The organism is Streptomyces sp. SCSIO ZS0520, assembly GCF_025643355.1.
Lineage (GTDB): Bacteria > Actinomycetota > Actinomycetes > Streptomycetales > Streptomycetaceae > Streptomyces > Streptomyces physcomitrii.
Genome location: NZ_CP092644.1, coordinates 4927799 through 4952697 on the forward strand (window position 1 = coordinate 4927799; position 24899 = coordinate 4952697).

At 71.5% G+C, this 24899-nt stretch carries 23 protein-coding genes; 9 read left to right on the top strand and 14 right to left on the bottom strand.

Translation table 11 applies throughout. The features are described 5' to 3' along the window. The first annotated feature begins 38 nt into the window (after positions 1 to 38). The gene (locus tag MID12_RS19460) at positions 39 to 1022 is read left to right on the top strand and encodes a helix-turn-helix transcriptional regulator (RefSeq protein WP_040257771.1); all 984 of its coding nucleotides are present in this window, start codon (positions 39 to 41) and stop codon (positions 1020 to 1022) included. A gap of 90 nt (positions 1023 to 1112) precedes the next feature. Here MID12_RS19460 and MID12_RS19465 read toward each other — a convergent pair whose 3' ends face one another. Further along, positions 1113 to 1484: a hypothetical protein gene (locus MID12_RS19465; RefSeq protein ID WP_411576983.1), complete on the bottom strand. Its 372-nt coding sequence runs from the start codon at positions 1482 to 1484 to the stop codon at positions 1113 to 1115. Positions 1485 to 1518: 34 nt separating this feature from the next. Beyond that, positions 1519 to 3189 (bottom strand): sodium:solute symporter family protein, encoded by a 1671-nt coding sequence (locus tag MID12_RS19470; RefSeq protein ID WP_040252507.1) that lies wholly within the window; start codon positions 3187 to 3189, stop codon positions 1519 to 1521. A 390-nt stretch (positions 3190 to 3579) separates the two neighbouring features. On the opposite strand from MID12_RS19470, the gene galT reads away from it, so the two are divergent. From galT to galK, 3 genes are read left to right on the top strand one after another with little or no spacing between them, the layout of a single operon-like run. After that, positions 3580 to 4638, top strand: a complete 1059-nt coding sequence (galT, locus tag MID12_RS19475; protein WP_040252509.1) for a galactose-1-phosphate uridylyltransferase — start codon at positions 3580 to 3582, stop codon at positions 4636 to 4638. Continuing rightward, positions 4635 to 5606: a UDP-glucose 4-epimerase GalE gene (gene galE / locus MID12_RS19480; RefSeq protein ID WP_263169215.1), complete on the top strand. Its 972-nt coding sequence runs from the start codon at positions 4635 to 4637 to the stop codon at positions 5604 to 5606. The genes galT and galE overlap by 4 nt, the downstream gene beginning before the upstream one ends. Further along, positions 5603 to 6865 (top strand): galactokinase, encoded by a 1263-nt coding sequence (galK, locus tag MID12_RS19485; RefSeq protein WP_263169217.1) that lies wholly within the window; start codon positions 5603 to 5605, stop codon positions 6863 to 6865. The genes galE and galK overlap by 4 nt, the downstream gene beginning before the upstream one ends. Positions 6866 to 6902: 37 nt before the next feature. Here galK and MID12_RS19490 read toward each other — a convergent pair whose 3' ends face one another. Beyond that, complete coding sequence (locus MID12_RS19490) at positions 6903 to 7349, bottom strand: GNAT family N-acetyltransferase (protein ID WP_078845110.1); 447 nt, start codon at positions 7347 to 7349, stop codon at positions 6903 to 6905. Positions 7350 to 7604: 255 nt separating this feature from the next. On the opposite strand from MID12_RS19490, the gene MID12_RS19495 reads away from it, so the two are divergent. Together MID12_RS19495 and MID12_RS19500 are read left to right on the top strand one after the other, a co-directional pair. Further along, positions 7605 to 8369, top strand: a complete 765-nt coding sequence (locus MID12_RS19495) for a response regulator transcription factor (RefSeq protein WP_040257780.1) — start codon at positions 7605 to 7607, stop codon at positions 8367 to 8369. Between the two features lie 136 nt (positions 8370 to 8505). Further along, the gene (locus MID12_RS19500; RefSeq protein WP_263169220.1) at positions 8506 to 9456 is read left to right on the top strand and encodes an IS481 family transposase; all 951 of its coding nucleotides are present in this window, start codon (positions 8506 to 8508) and stop codon (positions 9454 to 9456) included. 158 nt (positions 9457 to 9614) lie between these two features. Here the strand turns inward: MID12_RS19500 and MID12_RS19505 are convergent, their stop codons facing one another. After that, entirely contained in the window at positions 9615 to 10112 is a 498-nt protein-coding gene (locus MID12_RS19505) for a MarR family winged helix-turn-helix transcriptional regulator (protein WP_168536447.1), read from the bottom strand. A 137-nt stretch (positions 10113 to 10249) separates the two neighbouring features. Here MID12_RS19505 and MID12_RS19510 point away from each other — a divergent pair, with 137 nt between their 5' ends. Then, a complete protein-coding gene (locus MID12_RS19510; protein WP_263169222.1) occupies positions 10250 to 11095 on the top strand; it encodes a trans-aconitate 2-methyltransferase in 846 nt (281 codons plus the stop codon). A gap of 16 nt (positions 11096 to 11111) precedes the next feature. Here MID12_RS19510 and MID12_RS19515 read toward each other — a convergent pair whose 3' ends face one another. The 3 genes from MID12_RS19515 to MID12_RS19525 all read right to left on the bottom strand — a co-directional run bounded on the left by MID12_RS19515 (position 11112) and on the right by MID12_RS19525 (position 13509). Further along, complete coding sequence (locus MID12_RS19515; RefSeq protein WP_411576984.1) at positions 11112 to 11750, bottom strand: Uma2 family endonuclease; 639 nt, start codon at positions 11748 to 11750, stop codon at positions 11112 to 11114. 104 nt (positions 11751 to 11854) lie between these two features. Next, positions 11855 to 12529, bottom strand: coding sequence for a TetR/AcrR family transcriptional regulator (locus MID12_RS19520; protein WP_040252518.1), 675 nt, complete (start codon positions 12527 to 12529; stop codon positions 11855 to 11857). Continuing rightward, positions 12526 to 13509: an acyl-CoA desaturase gene (locus MID12_RS19525; RefSeq protein ID WP_040252520.1), complete on the bottom strand. Its 984-nt coding sequence runs from the start codon at positions 13507 to 13509 to the stop codon at positions 12526 to 12528. The genes MID12_RS19520 and MID12_RS19525 overlap by 4 nt, the downstream gene beginning before the upstream one ends. A 242-nt stretch (positions 13510 to 13751) precedes the next feature. Here MID12_RS19525 and ppc point away from each other — a divergent pair, with 242 nt between their 5' ends. Next, entirely contained in the window at positions 13752 to 16490 is a 2739-nt protein-coding gene (gene ppc, locus MID12_RS19530) for a phosphoenolpyruvate carboxylase (RefSeq protein ID WP_040252522.1), read from the top strand. A 136-nt stretch (positions 16491 to 16626) separates the two neighbouring features. On the opposite strand, the gene MID12_RS19535 is transcribed toward ppc, so the two are convergent. The 6 genes from MID12_RS19535 to MID12_RS19560 all read right to left on the bottom strand — a co-directional run bounded on the left by MID12_RS19535 (position 16627) and on the right by MID12_RS19560 (position 22567). Next, positions 16627 to 17154 (bottom strand): hypothetical protein, encoded by a 528-nt coding sequence (locus tag MID12_RS19535; RefSeq protein ID WP_263169231.1) that lies wholly within the window; start codon positions 17152 to 17154, stop codon positions 16627 to 16629. 111 nt (positions 17155 to 17265) lie between these two features. After that, the gene (gene pth / locus MID12_RS19540; RefSeq protein WP_040252529.1) at positions 17266 to 17862 is read right to left on the bottom strand and encodes an aminoacyl-tRNA hydrolase; all 597 of its coding nucleotides are present in this window, start codon (positions 17860 to 17862) and stop codon (positions 17266 to 17268) included. Between the two features lie 153 nt (positions 17863 to 18015). Further along, positions 18016 to 18624, bottom strand: a complete 609-nt coding sequence (locus tag MID12_RS19545) for a 50S ribosomal protein L25/general stress protein Ctc (protein WP_040252531.1) — start codon at positions 18622 to 18624, stop codon at positions 18016 to 18018. Between the two features lie 246 nt (positions 18625 to 18870). Beyond that, positions 18871 to 19845 carry a ribose-phosphate diphosphokinase gene (locus tag MID12_RS19550; protein WP_040252532.1) on the bottom strand — a complete coding sequence of 325 codons (975 nt, stop codon included), beginning with the start codon at positions 19843 to 19845 and terminating at the stop codon, positions 18871 to 18873. Positions 19846 to 19988: 143 nt separating this feature from the next. Continuing rightward, positions 19989 to 21449 carry a bifunctional UDP-N-acetylglucosamine diphosphorylase/glucosamine-1-phosphate N-acetyltransferase GlmU gene (glmU, locus tag MID12_RS19555; RefSeq protein ID WP_263169240.1) on the bottom strand — a complete coding sequence of 487 codons (1461 nt, stop codon included), beginning with the start codon at positions 21447 to 21449 and terminating at the stop codon, positions 19989 to 19991. 203 nt (positions 21450 to 21652) lie between these two features. Beyond that, positions 21653 to 22567, bottom strand: a complete 915-nt coding sequence (locus MID12_RS19560; protein ID WP_052482466.1) for a hypothetical protein — start codon at positions 22565 to 22567, stop codon at positions 21653 to 21655. 165 nt (positions 22568 to 22732) lie between these two features. Here MID12_RS19560 and MID12_RS19565 point away from each other — a divergent pair, with 165 nt between their 5' ends. Continuing rightward, positions 22733 to 24169: a sensor histidine kinase gene (locus MID12_RS19565; protein ID WP_263169243.1), complete on the top strand. Its 1437-nt coding sequence runs from the start codon at positions 22733 to 22735 to the stop codon at positions 24167 to 24169. Between the two features lie 202 nt (positions 24170 to 24371). Here MID12_RS19565 and MID12_RS19570 read toward each other — a convergent pair whose 3' ends face one another. Then, positions 24372 to 24890: an SUKH-3 domain-containing protein gene (locus MID12_RS19570; protein WP_263169246.1), complete on the bottom strand. Its 519-nt coding sequence runs from the start codon at positions 24888 to 24890 to the stop codon at positions 24372 to 24374. Positions 24891 to 24899 lie beyond the last annotated feature (9 nt).

A 24899-nucleotide genomic window follows, 5' to 3' on the forward strand; every position in this document is an offset into this window, starting at 1 on the left:
CCGTGCCCGGGCCGGGGGCGCGCGTATTCTCCGGGGCCATGACGCGTACGAAGGTGGGCGAGGCGCTGCGCGGGCTGGGCATCGGAGCCGGGGCCGTGCGGGTCTACCTCGCCCTGCTCGAACTGGCGCCCCTTCCGCTGTCCGGGCTGGCGGAGCGTACCGGACTCGCGGGTGAGGAACTGGCCGCGGCCTACGCGGAGTTGGCCGAGGCGGGGCTGGCCGGAGCGGTCGCGGGCGAGGAGCGGGCGGTCGCCCCGCTGCCCCCGGGTGCCGCGCTGCGCATCCTCACCCGGTACCGGACCGCCGAGATCGACGCCTGCGGTCTGGCCGTGGCGGGGGCCTTCGAGTCCTTCCGGCGGGAGAGGCCGGCGGCCCTCGGCGACCAGGTCGTCGAGGTGGTGACCGGGCAGGACATCTGGCCCCGCTCCCAGCAGGCGTGGAACAGCGCGCGCGAGCAGATCCGCCAGCTGGACAGCCCGCCCTACTTCTCCTTCGGCGGCGGCACCGGCGACGCGCTCGCCACCCTCGCCCGCGGCGTCACCCACCGCGTGGTCTACTCACGGGCCTCGCTGGAGTACCCCGGCAATCTCGTCGACAACATCGAGCCCTGTATCGCGGCGGGGGAGCAGGCCCGGGTGCTGCCCTCGCTGCCGGTCAAGCTGATCCTCGTCGACGAGGCGTACGCGCTGGTGTCGCTGTCGATCGCCGAGGCCGAGGTGGACAACACCCTGCTGATCGTGCAGCCCTGCGGCCTGTTCTCGGCGCTGGTGGCCCTCTTCGAGCAGTCGTGGCGGGACGCGCTGCCCTTGCGGAGCGGCGGCGCGGAGCCGGGGCGGCCGACCCCCGCGGACCGGCGGCTGCTCTCGCTGCTCGCGGCGGGCGTCGGCGACAACGGCATCGCCCGCGAACTCGGGATCAGCCGCCGCACCCTGTTCCGCCGGGTGGAGGTGCTGATGGCGCGGCTCGGTGCCGGCACCCGCTTCCAGCTGGCGCTCCAGGCGCAGCGCCGCGGGTGGCTGTGAGGCCTCTGCCCCGGTCCGGGCGGATCCCGGACACGCCCGCGGGGCCGGTGCACCCGAGGTGGCACCGGCCCCGCCTGGGGTGAACGGCCGCTATTCGCGGGGGAGTTGCTCCTCCGTCGCCGGTACCGGGGGCACGGCGGGCCGCAGTTGCTGCCAGATCAGGAAGAAGAGGCCGAGGGCGAGCATCGCGAGGCCCGTCCAGAGGTTGATGTTGATGTCCTCGGCCTTCTTCAGGTCCGCGTCGGAGGCGGTGAACCCGGCGATGGTGACGATCACGCCGTAGATCACGAAGAGGCCGCCGATGATGCGGCGTACGTCGAAGAGGCGGGCGGCGGTGGCCGACTGGGCCTCCAGCTCGGTGACCTCCTGCTGGTACTCCGTCTCCGCCACCTCGGGGGTGGCGCCGGAGGCCGGGCGCCTGCTGTCTCCCGCGCCGGACCCGGGAGCCTGGTTCTCGCTCATGCTGTCGTGCTCCTTTGCTGGTCGTCTCGGGCGGTCACAGGGAGAAGGGGATGTAGCAGACGGCGGCCAGGATCAGCGCGCCCCAGCCGAGCAGCGCCGGCTTGCGGTACCAGGCCTCGTCCCCGGCCTCCGGTGCCTCCTCCATGCCCGGCGACTTGGTGCCGTAGACCAGTCCGGCGAGTTCGGCCGCGGGCTTGGGCCTGGTCACCATCGAGACCACCACCATCACCACGGCGCCGACCACGAAGGCGACGATCGAGGAGACGAAGTTGGCGCCCTGGTCGCTGGGGATCGAGACCACGTTCTGCTTGTACAGCCAGAAGTAGTTGAGCATGGCGGCGACGGTGCCGGAGAGCAGGCCCCAGAAACCGGCCGCGGCCGTGGTCCGCTTCCAGAACATGCCGATGATGAACACCACGAACAGCGGGACGTTGAAGAAGGAGAACAGCGTCTGCAGGTAGTTCATGATGTTGCTGAAGCTGGAGGCGATGAACGCCGTGCCCATGCCGATCAGGACGCCGACCGCGGTGACCACCCGGCCGGTCAGCAGGTAGTGCCGGTCCTCCTGGCCCTTCTTGATGTACGCGGCCCAGATGTCGTTGGTGAAGACCGTGTTGAAGGAGGAGACGTTGGCCGCCATGCCCGCCATGAAGGCGGCGAGCAGACCGGTCACCGCGATGCCGAGGACACCGTTGGGCAGCAGGTCGCGCATGAGGACCGGGATGGCGTCGTTGTAGTCCAGGCCGCTGCCCGCCTTGCCGATGGTGGGCTCCATCACCAGCGCGATCAGGCCGGGGACCACCACGACCATCGGGATGAAGATCTTCGGGAAGGCGGCGATCAGCGGGGTGCGCTTGGCCGCGGAGAGGTTCTTCGCGGACAGGGCGCGCTGCACCTCGGCGAAGTTGGTCGTCCAGTAGCCGAAGCTCATCACGAAGCCGAGGCCGAGCACGATGGTCAGCCAGTTGGCGCCGAGCGGGTTGGCCTCGCCGATGCCCGTACCGCCCCAGGCGCTCATGAAGTTGTCGCCGTGCTGGGAGGTGATCTTGTCGGTCATGCCGCCCCAGCCGCCGACGCGCTTCAGGCCGACGATGGTCAGCGGGATGAGCGCGGCGAGGATGACGAAGAACTGCAGGACCTCGTTGTAGATCGCCGAGGAGAGGCCGCCGATGGTGATGTACGCGAGGACGAAGACGCCCGCGACGACGATGGCGACCCACTGCGGCCAGCCGAGCAGCGCCTCGATGACGATCGCCATGGCGTAGAGGTTGACGCCCGCGATCAGCACCGAGGAGACGGCGAAGATGATCGAGGAGAGCAGGTGGGAGGAGGGACCGAAGCGGTGCAGCAGGAACTCCGGCACCGAGCGGACCTTGGAGCCGTAGTAGAAGGGCATCATCACCAGGCCGAGGAAGACCATGGCGGGGATGGCGCCGATCCAGTACCAGTGCACCGTGTAGGCGCCGTACTGCACGCCGTTCGCGGCCATGCCGAGGATCTCGGTGGCGCCCAGGTTCGCGGAGACGAACGCGAGTCCGGTGACCCAGGCGGGCAGCGACCGTCCGGAGAGGAAGAAGTCGAGGCTGGTCTTCACCGAGCGCCTGGCGGCGAAGCCCACGCCGAGGACCACGGCGAAGTAGATGCCGAGAATCGTGTAGTCCAGCCCGTTCGTGGGGAGCCGGAGCCCGTCGGCCAGATATGTCATGGGGGAATCCCGCTTCGTTGCGCGAACTGATCAGTGCGGAAACTTACGCCCTTGAGTTCAGAAACTGAACACTTGAGCTGACATTCTTTGTTGGATCTTGATCGGAATTGCGTTTTTCTCCGATCTGTCCGGGTTGCGGGGAAGGGGGTCGCGCGATCCCCGCTGGATGCGGGCCCGGGCCCGATCGGCTCCGCGTCGGGCGGATGCTTCCCCCGCCGCTCTTCCCGGCCGCTCTTCTGTTGGTTTATTGTTCCTTGTGTTTGATTCTGTGTGATGAGTGTTCGAGTGCGGACGCCCAGCTACGGGGCACGGAGCCCGGCCGCGGGCGCGGTGGCCGCCGCCGCCCCGGCGCGCCGGACCCGCTCGACGGGCACGACGTGGAGGAACCCCGTGAAAAAGACCTCGACCCGGCTCGCCGACGGTCGTGAGCTCATCTACTACGACCGGCGCGAGGACGTGGTCCGCGAGGCCCCCGACCTGCGCCCGCTGGAGGCGGCCGGGCCCGCGCTCAGCGAGGTCCGCCACGATGTGCTCCTCGGCGACAGCGTCGCCATCGCCTCGCACCGCCAGAGCCGCACCTACCACCCGCCGGCCGACGAGTGCCCGCTCTGCCCCTCCCGCGAGGGCCGCCTCAGCGAGATCCCGGACTCCTCGTACGACGTGGTGGTCTTCGAGAACCGCTTCCCCTCCCTCGCCGGGGAGACCGGCCGCTGCGAGGTGGTCTGCTTCACCGAGGACCACGGCGCCTCCTTCGCCTCGCTCACCGAGGAGCAGGCCGCGCTCGTCCTCGCCGCCTGGACGGACCGCACCGCCGCGCTGGCCGCACTGCCCTCGGTGCGGCAGGTGTTCTGCTTCGAGAACCGCGGCGCCGAGATCGGCGTCACCCTCGGCCACCCGCACGGCCAGATCTACGGCTACCCCTTCACCACGCCCCGCACCGCGCTGATGCTCCGCTCCCTCGCCGACCACCACGCCCGCACCGGCGCCAACCTCTTCGACGAGATCCTCGGCAAGGAGCTCGCCGGTCCCCGGGTCGTCCTGGAGACCGCCCACTGGGCCGCCTTCGTCCCCTACGCCGCCCACTGGCCCTACGAGGTGCACCTCCACCCCAAGCGCCGGGTGCCCGACCTGCTCGCCCTCGACGAGGCGGCCCGCGCCGAGTTCCCGGCCGTCTACCTGGAGCTCCTGAAGCGCTTCGACCGGCTCTTCGGCGCGGACCAGCCGCCCACCCCGTACATCTCCGCCTGGCACCAGGCGCCCTTCACCGAGGGCGGCGAGCCGGGCGCCACGCGGCAGGACTTCGCACTTCACCTCGAGCTTTTCACCATCCGACGTACTGCGGGCAAACTGAAGTTCCTCGCGGGTTCCGAGTCCGGCATGAGTGTGTTCATCAACGACGTGCCGCCCGAGTCCGCGGCCGAGCGACTGCGAGAGGTAGCGAGTTCATGAGCGGCAAGTACCTGGTCACCGGAGGCGCCGGATACGTCGGCAGCGTGGTGGCGGCGCACCTGCTCGAAGCCGGCCACCGGGTGACCGTGCTCGACGACCTGTCCACCGGCTTCGCCGCGGGGGTGCCCGAGGGCGCCGAGTTCGTCGAGGGCCGCGTCCAGGACGCCGCCAAGTGGCTCGACTCCTCCTACGACGCGGTGCTGCACTTCGCCGCCTTCTCGCAGGTCGGCGAGTCCGTCGCCAAGCCGGAGAAGTACTGGGACAACAACGTCGGCGGCACCATGGCCCTGCTCGCCGCGATGCGCGAGGCCTCGGTCCGCCGCCTGGTCTTCTCCTCCACCGCCGCCACCTACGGCGAGCCCGCCTCCAGCCCCATCACCGAGGACTTCCCGACCGCGCCCACCAGCCCGTACGGGGCGTCCAAGCTGGCCGTCGACCACATGATCACCGGCGAGGCCGCCGCGCACGGCCTCGGCGCGGTCAGCCTGCGCTACTTCAACGTCGCCGGTGCCTACGGCGCCTACGGCGAGCGCCACGACCCCGAGTCGCACCTCATCCCGCTGGTCCTCCAGGTCGCCCAGGGCCGCCGCGAGTCCATCTCGGTCTACGGGGACGACTACCCCACCCCGGACGGCACCTGCGTACGCGACTACATCCACGTCGCCGACCTGGCCGAGGCCCACCTGCTCGCCCTGGCGGCCGCCGCCGACGGCAGCCACCTGGTCTGCAACCTCGGCAACGGCACCGGCTTCTCGGTCCGCGAGGTCATCGAGACGGTGCGCGAGGTCACCGGGCACCCGATCCCCGAGACCGCCGCCCCGCGCCGCGACGGCGACCCGGCGGTGCTCGTCGCCTCCGCCGAGTCCGCCCGCACCCGCCTCGGCTGGCGCCCCTCGCGCCCCGAGCTGTCCGCCATCGTCGCCGACGCCTGGGAGTTCGCCCGGCTGAGGGCAGAGGAGCAGGCATGACCGAGACGACGCAACCGGCAGGCGCGACCGGCGCGACCGACGCGGCCAGCGCGACCGGTGGGGCCGACGCCGCCGGACAGGACGCCGCCGCGCGGCAGCCCCGCGATCTGGTGGCCGAAGTCGCCGCCGGATTCGAGGAGTTGTACGGGGCCGCGCCCGCCGGGGTGTGGGCGGCGCCCGGCCGGGTCAACCTGATCGGCGAGTACACCGACTTCAACGAGGGCTTCGTGCTGCCGCTGGCCCTGCCGCACACCGCGGTCGCCGCCGTCTCGCCCCGCACCGACGGCGTACTGCGGCTGCACTCCGCGGACATCGACGCCCCCCTGGTCGAGCTGCGCCTGGACGAGCTGCGGCCGCTGTCCGACGGCGGCTGGGCCGCCTACCCGGCGGGCGTCGTCTGGGCCCTGCGCCAGGCCGGCCACACCGCGGTCACCGGGGCGGACCTGCACCTCGCCTCCACCGTGCCGACCGGCGCGGGCCTGTCCTCCTCCGCCGCGCTCGAGGTCGTCACCGCGCTCGCCCTGGACGAACTCTTCGAACTCAACCTCAGCGGACCCCAGTTGGCTCGCCTCGCCCAGCGCGCCGAGAACGACTTCGTCGGCGTGCCCTGCGGGATCATGGACCAGATGGCCTCCGCCTGCGCCACCGAGGGCCATCTGCTCCACCTGGACTGCCGCGATCTCGCCGTCCGCCAGGTCCCCTTCGACCTGGCCGCCGAGGGCCTGGTGCTCCTCGTCGTCGACACCCGCGTCCAGCACGCCCTGGGCGACGGCGCCTACGCGGAGCGCCGCGCGGGCTGCGAGGAGGGCGCCCGCCTGCTCGGCGTGCCCTTCCTGCGCGATCTGCCGTACGCCGAACTCCCGGACGCCCTGGAGAAGTTGGCGGACGAGAAGGTGCGCCGCTACGTCCGCCACGTGGTCGGCGACGACCACCGGGTGGAGCGGGTCATCGGCCTGCTCGACGCGGGCGAGGTCCGCGCGATCGGCCCGGTGCTCACCGAGGGCCACCACTCGCTCCGCGACGACCTGCGGATCTCCTGCCCCGAGCTCGACCTCGCGGTCGCCACCGCGAACCGGGCGGGCGCCCTCGGTGCCCGGATGACCGGCGGCGGCTTCGGCGGCAGCGCCCTCGTCCTGGTCGAGGAGGCGGCGGCCCCCGCGGTCACCGAGGCGATCCTCACCGCCTTCGCCGGGGCCTCCTTCACCGCCCCGCGCATCTTCCCGGCGGTGGCGGCGAAGGGGGCGCGGCGGGTGCGGTAGGCGGGGGCTCCGTACCCGGGGCGGGGCCTCAACTCCCTTATGTCCGCAGCTGTTTGACCAGGGTGTACTCCGTGACGCCCTCCGGGTAGTCGGGCAGTTCGCAGACCACCCGGTAGCCGCAGCGCTGGTAGAAGCGGGGGGCCTGGAAGTCCCAGGTCCACACCCGGGAGCTGCGGCAGTCCCGTCCGGTGCGGGCCTCCTCCTCGGCGGCGGCGAGCAGTTGGGAGCCGAGGCCCGCGCCGCGGTAACTGCCGTGCACCCAGAGCAGGTTGATGTGCAGCCACCGCGCCCAGGTGTGGGCGTCGAGCCCGGCGATCAGCTCGCCGGAGTCGTCAAGTGCCCACAGCTGCAAGGGATTCTCCCGGTCCAGCGGGGTGTCGCGCAGTGCGCGCAGGGCGGGTGAGGCGGCGGTGTTGGCCTCGCGGAGCCGGGAGTGGAGCAGCGCCCGGCGGCCCTTGTCGACTGCTGTCTCGATGCGCACCATGCGGCCCAGCCTATGCGGATCTCCGCAACCACTTTCGTGAATATCTTTCCGCTTCTGCCCCACGGGCCTAGGCTGAGGAGCAGCACCGGTGGGGGCCGGTGCACATCAGGGGGCAAGACAGTCGGGTGCGACGCCCGGGGTGTCCGCTTGAGTGCGCACGACGGCGGTCGTGCGGCTGAGGTGGGCCTGCCGTCTGCCGAAAGGTTTTGGCAGAGGGTCCGGGCGCCGTACCCGCACTGCCCTTCCCCTGCTCACCTGGGGGTTGCCGTGGGACGACGGATCAGAGTGCTGGTCGTGGACGACCACCGGATCTTCGCCGAGTCACTGGCCGCGGCGCTCGCCGCCGAGCCGGACGTGGACGTCGGGGCCGCGGGCAGCGCGCCCGCCGCACTGCGCTGCCTCCAACGCGCCGCCACCGAGGGCCGCGCCTTCGATGTGGTCCTGGTCGACGCCGACCTCGGCAAGTGCGGTGCCCCGGCGGCCGGTTCACCGCCCCGGCTGGCCACGGCCGGCACCGAGGGCGCACCCGCGGACGGCCTCGCCCTGGTGGCCTCGCTGCGCGAGAGCGGGCAGCCGGTGCGCACGGTGGTGATCGCGGAGCAGGACGAACCGCGGCGCGCGGCCCTCGCGCTCCAGGCCGGGGCCGCGGGCTGGGTGGCCAAGGACTCCTCGCTCCAGCGGCTGCACACGGTGGTCCGGGGCGTCCTGCGCGACGAGACCCATCTGCCGCCCGCGCTGCTCACCGGCGTACTGCGCGAGCTGACCTCGGCCCGCAAGCACCGCAGCGAGAGCGAGCAGCTGGTGGACCAGCTGACCCCGCGCGAGCGCGAGGTGCTGCGCTGCATGGTCGCGGGGCTCGGCCGCAAGGCGGTCGCCGAACGCCTCTACCTCTCCCCGCACACCGTACGCACCCATATGCAGAACGTCCTCGGCAAGCTGGGCGTCCACTCCACCCTGGCGGCCGTGGCCCTGGCCCGCCGGGCGGGTGTGGGGCCCGCGGACCTGGAGGAGGCCTCCTGAGCGGGGCCTGCCGCGACCGAGAAGTGCGGCCCTAGGTGTATTGATCACGAGCGTTGTTAACGCTGTCGGGGCTTGATCATGGCGAAGACCTCCGGTGTGGTGGAGCTGTCTAGGACCGCACCACACGGAGGTCTTCGTGTCCCACCGTAATGCCCGGCTGACCGTTCACGGCAGGCAGCTGCTCGTCGAACGTGTCGTGTCCGGCCGCCCGGTCGCTCATGTCGCTGCCGAGATGGGCATCTCGCGGGCGACCGCTCATAAATGGCTCCGGCGGTGGCGAGCCGAGGGCGAGCCGGGCCTGGCCGACCGCTCCAGCAAGCCCTTGACAACACCGCACCGCACTCCGGCCGCGATGGAGGGCCGCGTCTGTGACCTGCGCAGGTCCCGCAAGCTGGGACCCGCACGGATCGGTCCGGTCCTCGGCCTGCCCGCCTCGACCGTCCACCGGATACTGACCCGCCACCGGCTGAACCGTCTCGCCTGGATGGACCGGCCCACCGGCACGGTGATCCGCCGCTACGAACGCGAACGTCCCGGCGAGCTCGTCCACGTCGACGTCAAGAAACTGGGCCGGATCCCCGGCGGCGGCCACAAAGTGCACGGCCGCGAAGCCGGCCGGCCGATCCGCGGCATGGGCTTCGACTACCTCCACTCCGCAGTCGACGATCACTCCCGACTCGCCTACACCGAAGCCCATGGTGACGAGAAGGTCGCGACCTGCGCGGCCTTCCTGACCCGGGCCGCCGCATTCTTCGCCGACCACGGCATCACCCGCATCGAACGCGTGCTGACGGACAACGCCTGGGCCTACCGCAAGGGCCTGGCCTGGAAACGGGCCCTGGCCGACCTCGGCGCGAGCGGCAAACCCACCCGCGCCTACCGGCCGCAGACCAACGGCAAAGTCGAACGCTTCAACCGCACCCTCGCCGACGAATGGGCCTACCTACGGCCCTACACCTCCAACGACGAACGCACAGCAGCCCTGGCAGACTTCCTCCACACCTACAACCACCACCGCTGCCACACCGCACTCGGCGGCCAACCACCGATCAGCCGCGTCAACAACCCTGCGAGTCAATACACCTAGGGCCTTTCGTTTGGATCCGGCTGGGCTCGCGGGGGCTGGCACGCACATCTGCGGCGTTGTCGTCGGTTGCCGACGCTCCGCGTCGACGCCCTCCTCCGCCTTGCAGCTGCACGCACCAGCCCCCGCTCCCTGATCCAGCCCGATCCAAACGAAAGGCCCTAGCCCGGGATGTTGTCGAAGGGCGCGGTCAACTGCCGTAGCAGCCCGGCCAGTTCGCTGCGCTGGGCGGCGGACAGCTCGCCGAGGATCGCCCGCTCCTGGCTGAGCAGCCCGGCCAGCGCCTGGTCCGCCCGGTCGCGTCCCACCGCGGTGAGCCGTACGAGCACCCCGCGCCGGTCGCTGGGATCGGGCAGCCGCTCGACGAGGCCCTTCTTGGCGAGCCGGTCGATCCGGTTGGTCATGGTCCCGGAGGTGACCAGGGTCTGGGTGAGCAGCTGCCCCGGCGAGAGCTGATACGGATCCCCGGCGCGGCGCAGCGAGGTCAGTACATCGAATTCCCACGGCTCCAGGGCATGCTCGGAGAAGGCGAGGCGCCGCGCGCGGTCCAGATGCCGCGCGAGTCTGCTCACCCTGCTGAGTACCTCCAGCGGCTCCACGTCGAGATCGGGGCGCTCGCGGCGCCACGCCGATACCAAACGGTCGACCTCGTCCTCCATGGCGATCAGTGTAATAGGTCCCTCGACATGAAGTCTCTTGACGTCAAGAGACCTGGGGTACGAGGATGCGGGACCGGAACGGATCCGGGCCGGGGACGAGCCCGGATCCCTCCGCCCGCCGTGACCGAGGAGCGCACATGCCCGAGACCCCGCCGCCCGCCGGACCCCGCTGGGACCCCGGCCAGTACCTGCGCCACTCCGGGCACCGCGGCCGCCCCTTCCACGATCTGCTCGCCCAGGTCCCGCCGCTGCCGGCCGCCGGAAACGCCGCCCCGCGCCTCGCCGACCTCGGCTGCGGCCCCGGCCACCTGACCGGGATCCTCGCCGAGCGCTGGCCCACCGCCCGTATCACCGGCCTCGACAACTCCGCGGCCATGCTCGACCGAGCCCGCGAGGCCCACCAGGGGCCCACCGGGGGCGGCGGCACGGTGGAGTTCCGCTACGCCGACGCCGCCACCTGGGCCCCGGATCCGGCCGAGCCCTACGACCTGATCGTCTCCAACGCCACCCTCCAGTGGGTGCCCGGCCACGCCGACCGCTTCGCCGACTGGCTCGCCGGAATCCGCCCCGGCGGCACCTTCGCCTTCCAGGTCCCCGGCAACTTCGGCGCCCCGAGCCACGCCCTGATGCGCCAGCTCGCCACTTCCCTGCGCTGGAGCGCCCGGCTCGGCGACATCCTGCGCCACGAGGACGCCGTGCTCACCCCCGCCGACTACCTGGAGCGCCTCTCCGCCCTCGGCTGCCGCGCCGACGTCTGGGAGACCACGTACCTCCACCAGCTCGAAGGGGAGGACCCCGTCCTCGACTGGGTCAAGGGCACCGGGCTGCGCCCCGTGCTGACCGCCCTCGACGACGACCCCGGAGCCCGCGAGGACTTCCTCGCCGAATACCGCACCCTCCTCCGCGAGGCCTACCCCCGCACCGCCCACGGCACGGTGCTCCCCTTCCGGCGGATCTTCGCGGTGGCTCGGCGGGAGGGGTGAGAGGGTCCCCCCGCTGTCACAGCTCCCGCAGCGCCTCCAGGGAGATGTCCACCGCGATGTCGTACGGCACGGAGGACTTGAGCTCGTCGTGGTGGATACCGGTGACGGCGTAGCTCTTGGTGACCGGGTCGAGTTCATAGACCCGGACCATCGGGTGGCCGTTCGAACCGGCGCGCTCCACCAGCCAGAAGTGCGGGATGCCCGCCGCCGCGTACTTGCGGGGCTTGGTGTCCCGGTCGCGGGCCTCGGAGTCGGGGGAGACCACCTCCACGGCGAGCAGGACCTCGGAGGCGAGGAAGCGGGTCTGGTCCGGTCCGGTCACGGCGTCCGCGCGTACGACGCTGATGTCGGGCTCTGGAGCGTTTCGCCGGTCCAGTTCCACCGTCATCTCCCGGCGCACCTTGAACTCCGTGGTCAGAGTGCGGCGCAAACCTGTCATCAGCAGGTCGATCATCGTGCTGTGAAAATCGCGCTGCGGACTCACGAAAACCAGGCTCCCGTCGATCAGCTCTGTATGCGGCGGGAGGTCGGGCAGCGTGGTGAGGTCGTCCACGGTGTACCCGTCCTGGGGCGGCACCGGCCAGCGGCTGCCGATGTCGGTGTCCGGCTGCGCGGACGGCCTGGCAGAAGGCTCGGCGGTCATGATTCCTCCCATGGACGGGATCTTGGTGCCCCTGTGGCCACGGTAGCCAGCCAGAGCGGAGATATGCCCCACTTCGAGTGACGGGTCAACCTCAGGCTGACGAGAAGCCCGAACGCCTAACTCTTCCGATGCCCGATCAGCCGAGGCTTCGGTTCCATGCCGTCCAGGCCGTGCCAGGCCAGGTTGACCAGGTGGGCGGCGACCTCGGCCTTCTTCGGTTTGCGGACGTCCAGCCACCACTGGCCGGTCAGCGCGACCATGCCGACCAGGGCCTGTGCGTAGAGCGGGGCGAGCTTGGCGTCGAAGCCGCGGTTCTTGAACTCCCGGCCGAGGATGTCCTCGACCTGGGTGGCGATGTCCGAGATCAGGGAGGCGAAGCTGCCGGTGGACTGGGCGACGGGGGAGTCGCGGACCAGGATGCGGAAGCCGTCGGTGTGCTCCTCGATGTAGTCGAGCAGCGCGAAGGCGGCCTGTTCGAGGAGTTCGCGCGGGTGGCCCGCGGTCAGCGAGCTGGTCACCATGGAGAGCAGCTGGCGCATCTCGCGGTCCACGACCACCGCGTACAGGCCCTCCTTGCCGCCGAAGTGCTCGTAGACGACGGGCTTGGACACCCCGGCGCGGGAGGCGATCTCCTCCACCGAGGTGCCCTCGAAGCCCTTCGAGGCGAAGAGGGTGCGGCCGATCTCGAGGAGTTGCTGGCGGCGCTCGGCACCCGTCATCCGGGTGCGGCGGGAGCGCCGCGGCTTGTCGCTGTTCTGGGTGCTCGGATCGGTCGCCACGCGCTCCATCATGCCGCGTCGGCGGCCGGTTCCGTACGGCGGGACTCCAGCCGCTCCGGGGTCGGCCAGCGCACGTCGTACGCCCAGCCGAGCTGTTCGAACCAGCGGATGATCCGCGCCGAGGAGTCCAGCTGCCAGCGCTCGACGCCGTGCCGGGCCGAGGTCGGCTCCGCGTGGTGGAGGTTGTGCCAGGACTCGCCGCCGGAGACCAGCGCCAGCCACCAGACGTTGCCCGAGCGGTCGCGGGACTTGAAGGGGTGCTTGCCGACCGCGTGGCAGATGGAGTTGATCGACCAGGTCACATGGTGGGCGAGGGCCACCCGGACCAGCGAGCCCCAGAAGAAGGCGGTCACCGCGCCCCACCAGGACCAGGTCACCAGTCCGCCGATCAGCGCGGGCAGCAGCAGCGAGAGCGCGGTCCACATGATGAACTGCTTGGAGATCACCCGGGTCGCGCCGTCCTTCAGCAGGTCGGGGGCGTACTTCTCCTGCGAGGTGCGCTCCTCGTCGAACATCCAGCCGATGTGCGCCCACCACAGGCCCTTCATCAGCGCGGGCACGCTCTCGCCGTACCGCCAGGGCGAGTGCGGGTCGCCCTCCGCGTCGGAGAACTTGTGGTGCTTGCGGTGGTCGGCGACCCACCGCACCAGCGGGCCCTCCACCGCGAGCGAACCGGCCAGCGCCAGCGCGATCCGCAGCGGGCGCTTCGCCTTGAACGAACCGTGCGTGAAGTACCGGTGGAAACCGATCGTGATGCCGTGGATCCCCAGGTAGTAGAAGAAGACCAGGAGACCCAGGTCCAGCCAGCTCACGCCCCAGCCCCACAGCAGCGGAACCGCGGCGAGCAGCGCCAGGAACGGCACGACGATGAACGCGCCGAGGGTGGCTTTCTCCAGCGTTCCCTTGCGTTCGCCGCCCAGCGTGCCCGTCGCGGCGGGCTGCGCCGCCGGCGGATTCGCAGGTTGGTCGAGGACTTCGGACTGAGTGGACATGGGCAGCCCCTGGGGGGTCGAGGGTGGTGGGAAGCGCCCGGTTACGGTCGCCCTGCGCCCGCATAACCTACGGCGTCGTAAGTATGGCAGCGCCTGGCCCGGCGGCAAGAGGTCCGCGACCGCGCGCGCCGACCGCCACCTATCCTGGGACGCGGTCGGACAGCGCGGTCCGCTGTGTTCATCCCGGAAAGCATGCCCGGGACACCCCGGGGACAAGCTCAACACTGCAAGGAGCCGCACCTGTGAGCAGTGCCGACGACCAGGGCCGCCAGGCCGCCGCGAGCGCCGAGCTGCGCGCCGACATCCGCCGCCTGGGTGACCTCCTCGGCGAGACCCTCGTACGCCAGGAGGGCCCCGAGCTGCTCGACCTGGTGGAGAAGGTCCGCCGCCTCACCCGCGAGGACGGCGAGGCCGCCGCCCGCCTGCTCGGGGAGACCGAGCTGGAGACCGCCGCCAAGCTGGTGCGCGCCTTCTCCACCTACTTCCACCTCGCCAACGTCACCGAGCAGGTGCACCGCGGCCGCGAGCTGCGCGCCCGCCGCGACGACGAGGGCGGGCTCCTCGCCCGTACCGCGGACCGCCTCAAGGACGCCGACCCCGCGCACCTGCGCGAGACCGTCGCCCATCTGAACGTCCGCCCGGTGTTCACCGCCCACCCCACCGAGGCCGCCCGCCGCTCGGTCCTGAACAAGCTGCGCCGCATCGCCGAACTCCTCCAGGAGTCCGCGCCCAGCACCGAGCGCCGCCGCCAGGACGCCCGCCTCGCCGAGAACATCGACCTGGTCTGGCAGACCGACGAGCTGCGCGTGGTACGCCCCGAACCCGCCGACGAGGCCCGCAACGCCGTCTACTACCTGGACGAACTCCAGGCCGGCGCGGTCGGCGACGTCCTGGAGGACCTCACCGCCGAGCTGGCCCGGGTCGGCGTCGAGCTGCCCGAGCAGGCCCGCCCGCTCACCTTCGGCACCTGGATCGGCGGCGACCGCGACGGCAACCCCAATGTCACCCCGCAGGTGACCTGGGACGTCCTCATCCTCCAGCACGAGCACGGGATCAACGGCGCCCTGGAGAGCGTGGACCGGCTGCGCGGACTGCTCTCCAACTCCATCCGCTACACCGGCGCCACCGAGGAACTCCTCGACTCCCTCGAGGCCGACCTCGACCGGCTCCCCGAGATCAGCCCCCGCTACAAGCGGCTCAACGCCGAGGAGCCCTACCGCCTCAAGGCCACCTGCGTACGGCAGAAGCTGGAGAACACCAAGACCCGCCTCGCCAAGGGCACCGCCCACGAGCCCGGCCGGGACTACCTCGGCACCGCCGAGCTGCTGCACGACCTCACCGTCATCCAGACCTCGCTCCGCGCCCACCGCGGCGAGCTCTTCGCCGACGGCCGCATGGACGTCACCCTGCGCACCCTGGCCGCCTTCGGCCTCCAGCTCGCCACCATGGACGTACGGGAGCACGCGGACGCCCACCACCACGCGCTCGGCCAGCTCTTCGACCGGCTCGGCGAGGAGTCCTGGCGCTACGCCGACATGCCCCGCGACTACCGCACCCGGCTGCTCGCCAAGGAACTGCGCTCCCGGCGCCCGCTGGCCCCCACCCCCGCGCCCCTGGACGCGGCGGGCGAGAAGACCCTCGGCGTCTTCCACACGGTCAAGAAGGCCTTGGGCGTCTTCGGGCCCGAGGTGATCGAGTCGTACATCATCTCCATGTGCCAGGGCGCCGACGACGTCTTCGCCGCCGCCGTGCTCGCCCGCGAGGCCGGGCTCCTCGACCTGCACGCGGGCTGGGCCGAGATCGGCATCGTCCCGCTCCTGGAGACCACCGACGAGCTGAAGGCCGCCGACGTCATCCTCGACGCCATGCTCGCCGACCCCTCCTACCGGCGCCTGGTCGCACTGCGCGGCGACGTCCAGGAGGTCATGCTCGGCTACTCCGACTCCTCCAAGTTCGGCGGCATCACCACCAGCCAGTGGGAGATCCACCGCGCCCAGCGCCGGCTGCGCGACGTCGCCCACCGCTACGGCGTACGGCTGCGGCTCTTCCACGGCCGCGGCGGCACCGTCGGCCGCGGCGGCGGCCCCTCGCACGACGCGATCCTCGCCCAGCCCTGGGGCACCCTGGAAGGCGAGATCAAGGTCACCGAGCAGGGCGAGGTCATCTCCGACAAGTACCTGGTGCCGTCCCTTGCCCGGGAGAACCTCGAACTCACCGTCGCGGCCACCCTGCAGGCCTCCGCCCTGCACACCGCGCCCCGCCAGTCCGACGAGGCGCTCGCCCGCTGGGACGCCGCGATGGACCTGGTCTCCGACGCCGCCCACGGCGCCTACCGCGCCCTGGTCGAGGACCCGGACCTGCCGACGTACTTCCTCGCCTCCACCCCCGTCGACCAGCTCGCCGACCTGCACCTGGGCTCCCGGCCCTCCCGCCGCCCCGGTTCGGGCGTCTCGCTCGACGGACTGCGCGCCATCCCCTGGGTCTTCGGCTGGACCCAGTCCCGGCAGATCGTGCCCGGCTGGTTCGGCGTCGGCTCCGGCCTGAAGGCGCTGCGCGAGGCGGGGCTCGACAGCGTCCTGGACGAGATGCACACCCACTGGCACTTCTTCCGGAACTTCCTGTCCAACGTCGAGATGACCCTCGCCAAGACCGACCTCAGGATCGCCCGGCACTACGTCGACACCCTGGTCCCCGAGGAGCTCCGGCACGTCTTCGCCACCATCGAGGCCGAACACGCCCTGACCGTCAGCGAGGTGCTGCGCATCACCGGCGGCGAGAAGCTCCTGGACACCAACCCGGTCCTCCAGCAGACCTTCGCCATCCGCGACGCCTACCTCGACCCGATCTCCTACCTCCAGGTCGCCCTGCTCGCCCGCCAGCGCGCGGCGACCGAGGCCGGCGAGGAGCCCGACCCGCTGCTCTCCCGCGCCCTCCTGCTCTCCGTCAACGGGGTCGCGGCGGGGCTGCGGAACACCGGCTGAGCGAGCCGCCGGCAGCTGCCTTGTAAGGGCAGCGCTCCGCGGTCGAGCTGAGCGCACGGCAACGCCGAGGGCCCGTACGGATCCACTCCGTACGGGCCCTCGCCGTTCGCCTACGGGCCCTCGCCCGCCGTCCTGTTCACAGCGCCACGAAAGCCGCCGTCACCAACCCCGCGCCCGCGAGCCCCAGTACGCACGCCGTGCGGGTCATCCGCAGTCCGCCCGCCACCACCAGGGCGGCGAGGACCAGGGCGCCGCCGAGCGGCAGCCAGGCGTAGAGCACGCCGGTCGCGCCCGCGCGGACCACCTCGGAGCCGTCCGGTTTCACCACCACCGGCACCGACTCGCCCGCCCGCACCGCGACCGAGGCCTCCACCGTCACCTCCGCCCGGGCCCGCGCGCCAGGCGAGGACGGCAGGAAGGCGCCCGTGCAGTGCTCCTCGCCGCAGCGCTCCACCTTCATCGAGCCGCGCTCCCGGCCCTCGGTCAGCATCACGTACTGCGCCGAACCCCAGGAGGCCCAGACCCCCGCCACCACGAGCAGCAGGGCCACGAGCACCATCACCAGGCGCTGCCCGAGCAGCAGCAGACCGAAGGCGCTCTCACCGGTTCTGCGCACCCGCGAACGCTTCACCCGGGTCGCGGGCGCCGAGGACATGACAGGCATGCCCGGGATCCTTGGCCATCGGACTGCCCCCGGTCAACCGCCGAAGAGCACAAACCCCGGTGAAGAAACGCACGTTCGCAAGCGCGAAAGCCCCGGACCCGGGTGCGGAGCTCACGAATTGTACGAACTCTGCGCCCGCTCCAGGCCGTCCGCGACCAGGGACTCCACCGCGTCCGCGGCCCGGTCCACGAAGTAGTCCAGCTCCTTGCGCTCCACCGAGGAGAAGTCCTTCAGCACGAAGTCCGCGACCTGCATCCGCCCCGGCGGCCGCCCGATCCCGAACCGCACCCGGTGGTAGTCCGGCCCCATCGCCTTCGTCATCGACTTCAGCCCGTTGTGCCCGTTGTCCCCGCCGCCGAGCTTCAGCCGCAAGGTCCCGTAGTCGATGTCCAGTTCGTCGTGGACCGCGAGGACCCGCTCCAGCGGCACCTTGTAGAAGTCCCGCAGCGCCGACACCGGACCGCCCGAGAGGTTCATGTACGAGGCGGGCTTCACCAGGACTACGCGGCGGCTCGCCGGGCCCGGCGCACCGAAGCGGCCCTCCAGGACCTGCGCCTGCGCCTTCGCCGCCCGCTTGAAGGAACCGCCCATCCGCTCCGCGAGCAGGTCCGCCACCATGAAGCCCACATTGTGCCGGTTCGCCGCGTACCCCGGGCCCGGGTTGCCCAGGCCCACCACCAGCCACGGCGCACCGCTGTCCGACGTCATCCGCCCACTCCGTTTCCCGCGGCCCGTGCCGGTTCCCGCGCTCGCTCTTCGAAGGCCCCGTACGGCCGCCGGACGGCCCCGTACAGCGGACCGGCCGCCGCCCGGTGCCCGCAGGCGACCGGTCGGCGGCCGACCAGCAAACTACCGTTCCGCTCAGGCCTCGGCGCCGGACTCGGCGGCCGGCTCGGCCGCGGTCTCCTCGGCCTCCTCGGTGGGCTCCTCCGCCTGCGCGGCGAGCACCTGCAGGACGACCGTGTCGTCCTCGACGTCCAGGCTGACGCCCTTGGGCAGCTTGATGTCCTTCGCCAGGATCGAGGCACCGGCCTCCAGGCCCTCCACCGAGACCGAGAAGGACTCGGGGATGTGGGTCGCCTCGGCCTCGACCGGCAGCGCGTTGAGCACGTGCTCCAGGAGGTTGCCGCCCGGGGCCAGCTCGCCCTCGGCCTCGACCGGGACCTCGACGCTGACCTTCTCGCCGCGCTTCACCAGGAGCAGGTCCACGTGCTCCAGGAAGCCCTTCAGCGGGTCGCGCTGCACCGACTTCGGGATCGCCAGCTCGTTCTTGCCCTCGATGTCCAGGGAGATCAGGACGTTCGGGGTACGCAGCGCCAGCAGCAGCTCGTGGCCCGGCAGCGTCACGTGCAGGGGGTCCGAGCCGTGCCCGTAGAGCACACCCGGGACCTTGTCCTCACGGCGGATACGGCGGGCGGCGCCCTTGCCGAACTCGCTACGGGTCTCGGCGGAAATCTTCACCTCGGACACAAGGCACTCCTCGCGGAAGCGGTGACCCGCACCCAGGGGGCGGACCACGGGGACGTACATGGCAGGTCACCCGGCCACCTACGGCCTGCTACGAAGAGCGCGTCGATAACGGACCACCGCATACGAAGATGCGGCCTCCCTCGCCGAGCAACTGTCGCAGTCTACTCGGCCGGGAGGCCGCACCCAAAAGGATCACCGGCCGCGCACCCGCGGCTGCCGGAACCTTACTGCTCGCCTACTTCTCGCCTACTGCTCGTCGAAGAGGCTGGTCACCGAACCGTCCTCGAAGACCTCGCGCACCGCGCTCGCGATCGTCGGCGCGATCGAGAGCACCGTGATCTTGTCCAGGTTCAGATTGCCCGGGTCCGGCAGCGTGTCCGTGAACACGAACTCGCTCACCTTCGAGTTCTTCAGCCGGTCGCCCGCGGGACCCGAGAGCACCCCGTGCGTCGCCGTCACGATGACGTCCTCCGCACCGTGCGCGAACAGGGCGTCCGCCGCCGCGCAGATCGTGCCGCCGGTGTCGATCATGTCGTCCACCAGGACGCACACCCGGCCGCGCACATCGCCCACGACCTCGTGCACCGTCACCTGGTTCGCCACGTCCTTGTCGCGGCGCTTGTGCACGATCGCCAGCGGGGCACCGAGCCGGTCGCACCAGCGGTCCGCGACCCGCACCCGGCCCGCGTCCGGGGAGACCACCGTCAGCTTCTCGCGGTCCACCTTCTGACCCACGTAGTCGGCCAGAATCGGCAGCGCGAACAAATGGTCCACCGGACCGTCGAAAAAGCCCTGGATCTGATCCGTGTGCAGATCCACCGTCAGAATCCGGTCCGCACCCGCCGTCTTCATCAGATCCGCCACCAGGCGGGCCGAGATCGGCTCCCGGCCGCGGTGCTTCTTGTCCTGACGCGCATAGCCGTAGAACGGAACGATCACCGTGATGCTCCGCGCCGAAGCACGCTTCAGCGCATCGATCATGATCATCTGTTCCATGATCCACTTGTTGATCGGAGCCGTATGACTCTGAATCAGAAAACAGTCCGCACCACGCGCCGACTCCTGATAGCGCACATAGATCTCGCCGTTCGCGAAATCGAAAGCCTTCGTCGGCACCACACCGACACCCAGCTGATCGGCAACTGCTTCGGCCAACTCGGGGTGCGCGCGGCCGGAGAAGAACATCAACTTCTTCTCGCCGGTCGTCTTGATCCCGGTCACAGCACAGTCTCCTCGACGTGATCTCAAGCGCCCAACCGCCCGCGCCCCCCAGCGACGGAGTGTCAGCCACATGTATTTACCCGGTGGACACCCACGAGCCCCCGGAACGTGCACCACTTACCGTACGACGAAACCGCACCAGGTCACTCCGCCGAGTCCGTGCCGCCCTGCTCACGCTCCGCCGCCTCGGCCGCCTTCGCCGCCGCGCTCCCGGGACGCTTCCGCGCCACCCAGCCCCCGATATTCCGCTGCTGGCCCCGCGCCACCGCCAGCGAACCCGGCGGCACATCCTTCGTGATCACCGACCCCGCGGCCGTGTAGGCACCGTCCCCCACCGTGACAGGCGCCACAAACATATTGTCCGAGCCCGTCTTGCAGTACGAACCCACCGTCGTGTGGTGCTTCGCCTCACCGTCGTAATTCACGAACACACTCGCCGCCCCGATGTTCGTGAACTCACCGATCGTCGCGTCGCCGACGTACGACAAATGCGGCACCTTCGTGCCCTCGCCCACCGAGGCGTTCTTCATCTCCACAAAGGTCCCGGCCTTCGACGCGACCCCGAGACGGGTACCGGGCCGCAAATACGCGAACGGACCGACCGAAGCCCCCGCGCCCACTTCCGCGCCCTCGGCCACCGAACTGTCCACCCGTGCGCCCGCGCCCACCCGCACATCCGTCAGCCGCGAATTCGGGCCCACCACCGCGCCCTCGCCGACCGAGGTCTCGCCAAGGAGCATCGTCCCCGGCAGCAGCACCGCGTCCTGACCGAAGGACACCGCGACATCCACCCACGTCGTCGCCGGATCGAGGACCGTCACCCCGGACAGCATCGCCGCCTCCAGCAGGCGCTCGTTCAGCACCCGCCGCGCGTCGGCCAGCTGCACCCGGTTGTTGATCCCCGCGATCTCCCGGTGGTCCGCCGCCACCGCGGCACCCACCCGGTGCCCCAGCTCCCGCAGGATCCCCAGCACATCCGTCAGGTACTCCTCGCCCTGACTGTTGTCCCGGCGCACCCGCCCGAGCCCCGCTGCGAGCAGCCGCCCGTCGAAGGCGAACACCCCCGAGTTGATCTCCCGGATCGCCCGCTGCGCCTCGCTCGCGTCCTTGTGCTCCACGATCCCCGAGACCGCGCCCGAGCCCGGCTCCCGCACGATCCGTCCGTACCCCGTCGCGTCCGGCACCTCCGCCGTCAGCACCGTCACCGCGTTCCCGTCCGCGGCGTGCGCCGCCACCAGGCGCCCCAGCGTCTCGCCCCGCAGCAGCGGAGTGTCCCCGCACACCACCACCACGGTGCCGTCCACCTCGCCCAGCTCCTCCAGGGCCATCCGCACCGCGTGCCCCGTACCGAGCTGCTCCTCCTGCACCGCGGTACGCACCCCGGCGTCCACCCCGGCCAGATGCTCCGCCACCTGCTCCCGCGCGTGCCCCACCACCACCGCCAGCTCCCGCGGCGCCAACTCCCGCGCCGCCGCGAGCACATGCCCGACGAGCGACCGCCCGCAGAGCTCGTGCAGCACCTTCGGGGTGGCGGACTTCATCCGGGTGCCCTCACCCGCCGCGAGGACGACGACGGCTGCCACGGGGGGGAGGTTGGCGCTCACGGAACTGCCCTTCGGCCGGGTGGATGCGTGCGGGGTACACGATGGTGCGTACGGACATCCGCAGAATACCGGGGCGTAGGGGGGCCTTTGCGGCGGGCAGAACGACGGGTCCCGACCCGGAAGGTCAGGACCCGAACGCCGACAGCTCCCCCATCAGGATTCGAACCTGAACTGAGGAGACCAAAACTCCCTGTGCTGCCTGGTTACACCATGGGGGAAGGTGGAGACCCGGGCCTCGACAGCGGCCCGTTCATGTCACCCTCCCACACTATGCCGTACCACCAGCCCTCGATGCGACGGTACAACTCGGCTCCCTGCAGCACGTGGACGCGCAGGCAGCCGCGATAGGTCTCGCCGGTGTTCTTCCGGTTGGTCCGGGGGTTGTGCTTCTTCAGCGTCGTCTTCTGGAGCGCGCCGTGGTCGATGCCCACGAGCGCCGCCCAGAACCGCTCGGCCGCGGGCACATCGGCGGACTCGTGGATCTGCACGGCGAACCGCCGCCGCGCGGGCTCCACGCCGAGCAGATCCAGCCACCGCAGAAAGACCCTGATCATGTCGGGGTCGCTGTTGACGAAGGTCACGCGCTCCTGGCGGCGGTGGGGTTTCGACTTGGCGCCCTCCGCCCAGTAGAGGCAGGCGCCCGCGATCAGGAGTTCCCTGTCGCTCAGGGCCCCGATCTCCTCGGCTGCCGACCGCCTGGTCGCCTGCCTCAGGTCCTCCCGCGCCCGCAGCGTCGCCTCCCAGCCGCGCCGGGCGATGGCGGAGGCCTCCTCGCGGGTCCGGCTCCGGTCCGGTTGGGGGAGGTCCCGCACCCACAGCGAGATCGAGCTCTTGGAGCAGCCCACCTCCACCTGGATCTGGTCGTACGTGAGGCCCTGGAGCCGGAGCGCGCGGGCCTTCTCGCGCAACTCGTCCTTGGCGTTGGGGCGCCTGGTCCACTCCGGGGCGGGTTCGCCCCGCAGCAGCCGGTTGAGGATGTCGTTGTTGTCGAGGTGCAGGCGGTCCCGGATCTGGCGGCGGCTCAGGCCCGCGCGGCGCAGGGTGACGGCCTGTTCGCGCAGGGCCTCGAAGGGGGCGTACTTGCTCGGGGGTCCGCCCGAGTCGTGCCGGCTGTTCATGCCCCCAGACTTCGTGCGGAGGGGCGGATTGCGGGCAGACGTTCGGGGTGTTTCACGATATCGGGCGTTACTTCCGGGTTCTCTTGTCTTGCGCCGGATTGTGTGATGCGGGGGGCGTGCGAATCCTGCCGGAAAAGGAGTGGCGGGCGCCCGTAGGCTGGGGGCATGACCACGACGGGGGATGACCACGCCGCGGCCGTGACCGGGCCTTGGTGGTGGCAGAGACCGCGCAGTGCCGTGCTGGACGTGGGTCTGGCGCTGCTGTCCGCGGCGGAGTGCGCGGTGGAGGGGGTGGCCTTCGCGCGGGAGACCGGGTTGCCGGTCCCGGTGGGGGTGGTTTTCGGCCTGCTGGCCGGGGCGAGCCTGGTGGTGCGGCGGCGCTGGCCGATCGCGGTGGTCCTGGTGGGGATCGCGGTGGCACCGGCGCAGATGGGCCTGCTCCTCGGACTCGTGGGCCTGTACACGCTGGCCGCCTCGGAGCTGCCCCGGCGGATCATCGGTGTGCTCTCCGGGATGTCCCTGGTGGCCACGCTGATCGTCACCTTCGTACGGGTGCGGCAGGACCTGATGCACGGGGATGTGCAGCTGGGCGAGTGGGTGGTGCCCACGGTGGCGGTCAGTACGGCGGTCGGGGTGACGGCGCCGCCGGTGCTGCTCGGTCTGTATGTGGGGGCGCGGCGGCGGTTGATGGAGTCGCTGCGGGAGCGGGCCGGTTCGCTGGAGCGGGAGTTGCAGCTGCTCGCGGACCGGGCGGAGGAGCGTGCGGAGTGGGCGAGGGGTGAGGAGCGCACCCGGATCGCGCGGGAGATGCACGATGTGGTCGCGCACCGGGTGTCGTTGATGGTGGTGCACGCGGCGGCCCTGCAGGCGGTGGCGCGCAAGGACCCGGAGAAGGCGGTGCGCAACGCGGCGCTGGTGGGGGACATGGGCCGCCAGGCGCTGACCGAGCTGCGGGAGATGCTCGGGGTGCTGCGGTCGGGGGAGGGGACTCCGTCCTCGGCCTTCGGGGGCGGGGGTTCGGCCGCGCCGGGTTCCCCTTCGGCCTCGGGGGCGGCGGGTGCCGGGTCCGGTACGGGGACGGTGGGCGCCGCGGGTCCCGGTGCCGGTGCCGCGGCGCAGGGCTGGGCGCCGTCCTCGCAGGTGCCCTTGGCCGCGGTGGGGGCCGCGGCGGCCGCGGCGGCTTCGCGTGCGGTGGCGCAGGACGGGGGCGAGGGCCCTTCGCTGGCGGAGCTGGAGGAGTTGGTGGGCCAGTCGCGGGCGGCCGGTATGGCGGTGGAACTGCTCGTGGAGGGCGAGGTCCGGGTGTACGCCTCGGTGGTCGAGCAGACCGCGTACCGCGTGGTCCAGGAGGCGCTGACCAATGTGCACAAGCACGCGGGGGGCGCGCGGACCCGGGTGCGGCTGGCGCACCGGGGCGCCGAGGTGGCGATGCAGGTGGAGAACGAGCCGCCCCCGGGCGGGGTGCCGGACGCGGGCCTGCCCAGCGGGGGCAACGGCCTGGTGGGTATGCGGGAGCGGGTCTCCGCGCTGGGCGGGGTGTTCGTCTCGGGCCCGACGGACGCGGGCGGCTTCCGGGTGTCGGCGGTACTGCCGGTTTCCTGAGGCGGGGGTCGGTCCGTACGCGAGGCGGGTCGGGTCCGTACGGGAGCTCTGCGGTCTGTGCGGGAGGTCCGTGGCCTGGGCGCCGCGCTCCGCGGGCTGATGCGTACGGGAGGACGACTGGCCCGATGCGTACGCGAGATGTACGCGAGGTCAACTGGCCTGACCCGTACGGGAGATGCCGGTGGCGGCTGCGGCAGTCCGGTTATCCGTCGGTGGTCAGGCGTTGGGGGCGGGTGCCGGTGAGGAGGGTGGTGAGGGCCTGGTCGATGTCGGGGCCGAGGTACCAGTCGCCGGTGTGGTCGAGGCTGTAGACGCGGCCCTCGGTGTCGATGGCGAGCAGGGCGCGGGTGTGGGTCTCCTCGCCGAGGGGTGCGGTCTCGGTGCCGAGGGCGCGGCCGAGGTCGGCGAGGGTGCGGGCGAGGTGGAGTCCGTGCAGCGGGTCGAGGTGGACGCCGGACGGAGCGAGGTGGCGGCCGGGGCCCGGCGGGGTGAGGCGCAGGGAGCCGAATTCGGCCCAGGCCTCGACGGCGGCGGGGAAGACGGCGTGCCGGTGGCCGGCGGGTGAGGTGTGGCCGCGCAGGGTGTCGGCCCAGAACTCGGCCTGTTTGATGTTCCAGCGTCCGGGCTGCCAGCCGACGGCGCGCAGGGTCTGCTCGATGGCCTCGGGAAAGCGGTGGGTGGGGCCGTCGGTGGGGCGGTCGTGGTGGCTGGGCTCGGACATGGTGGTGTG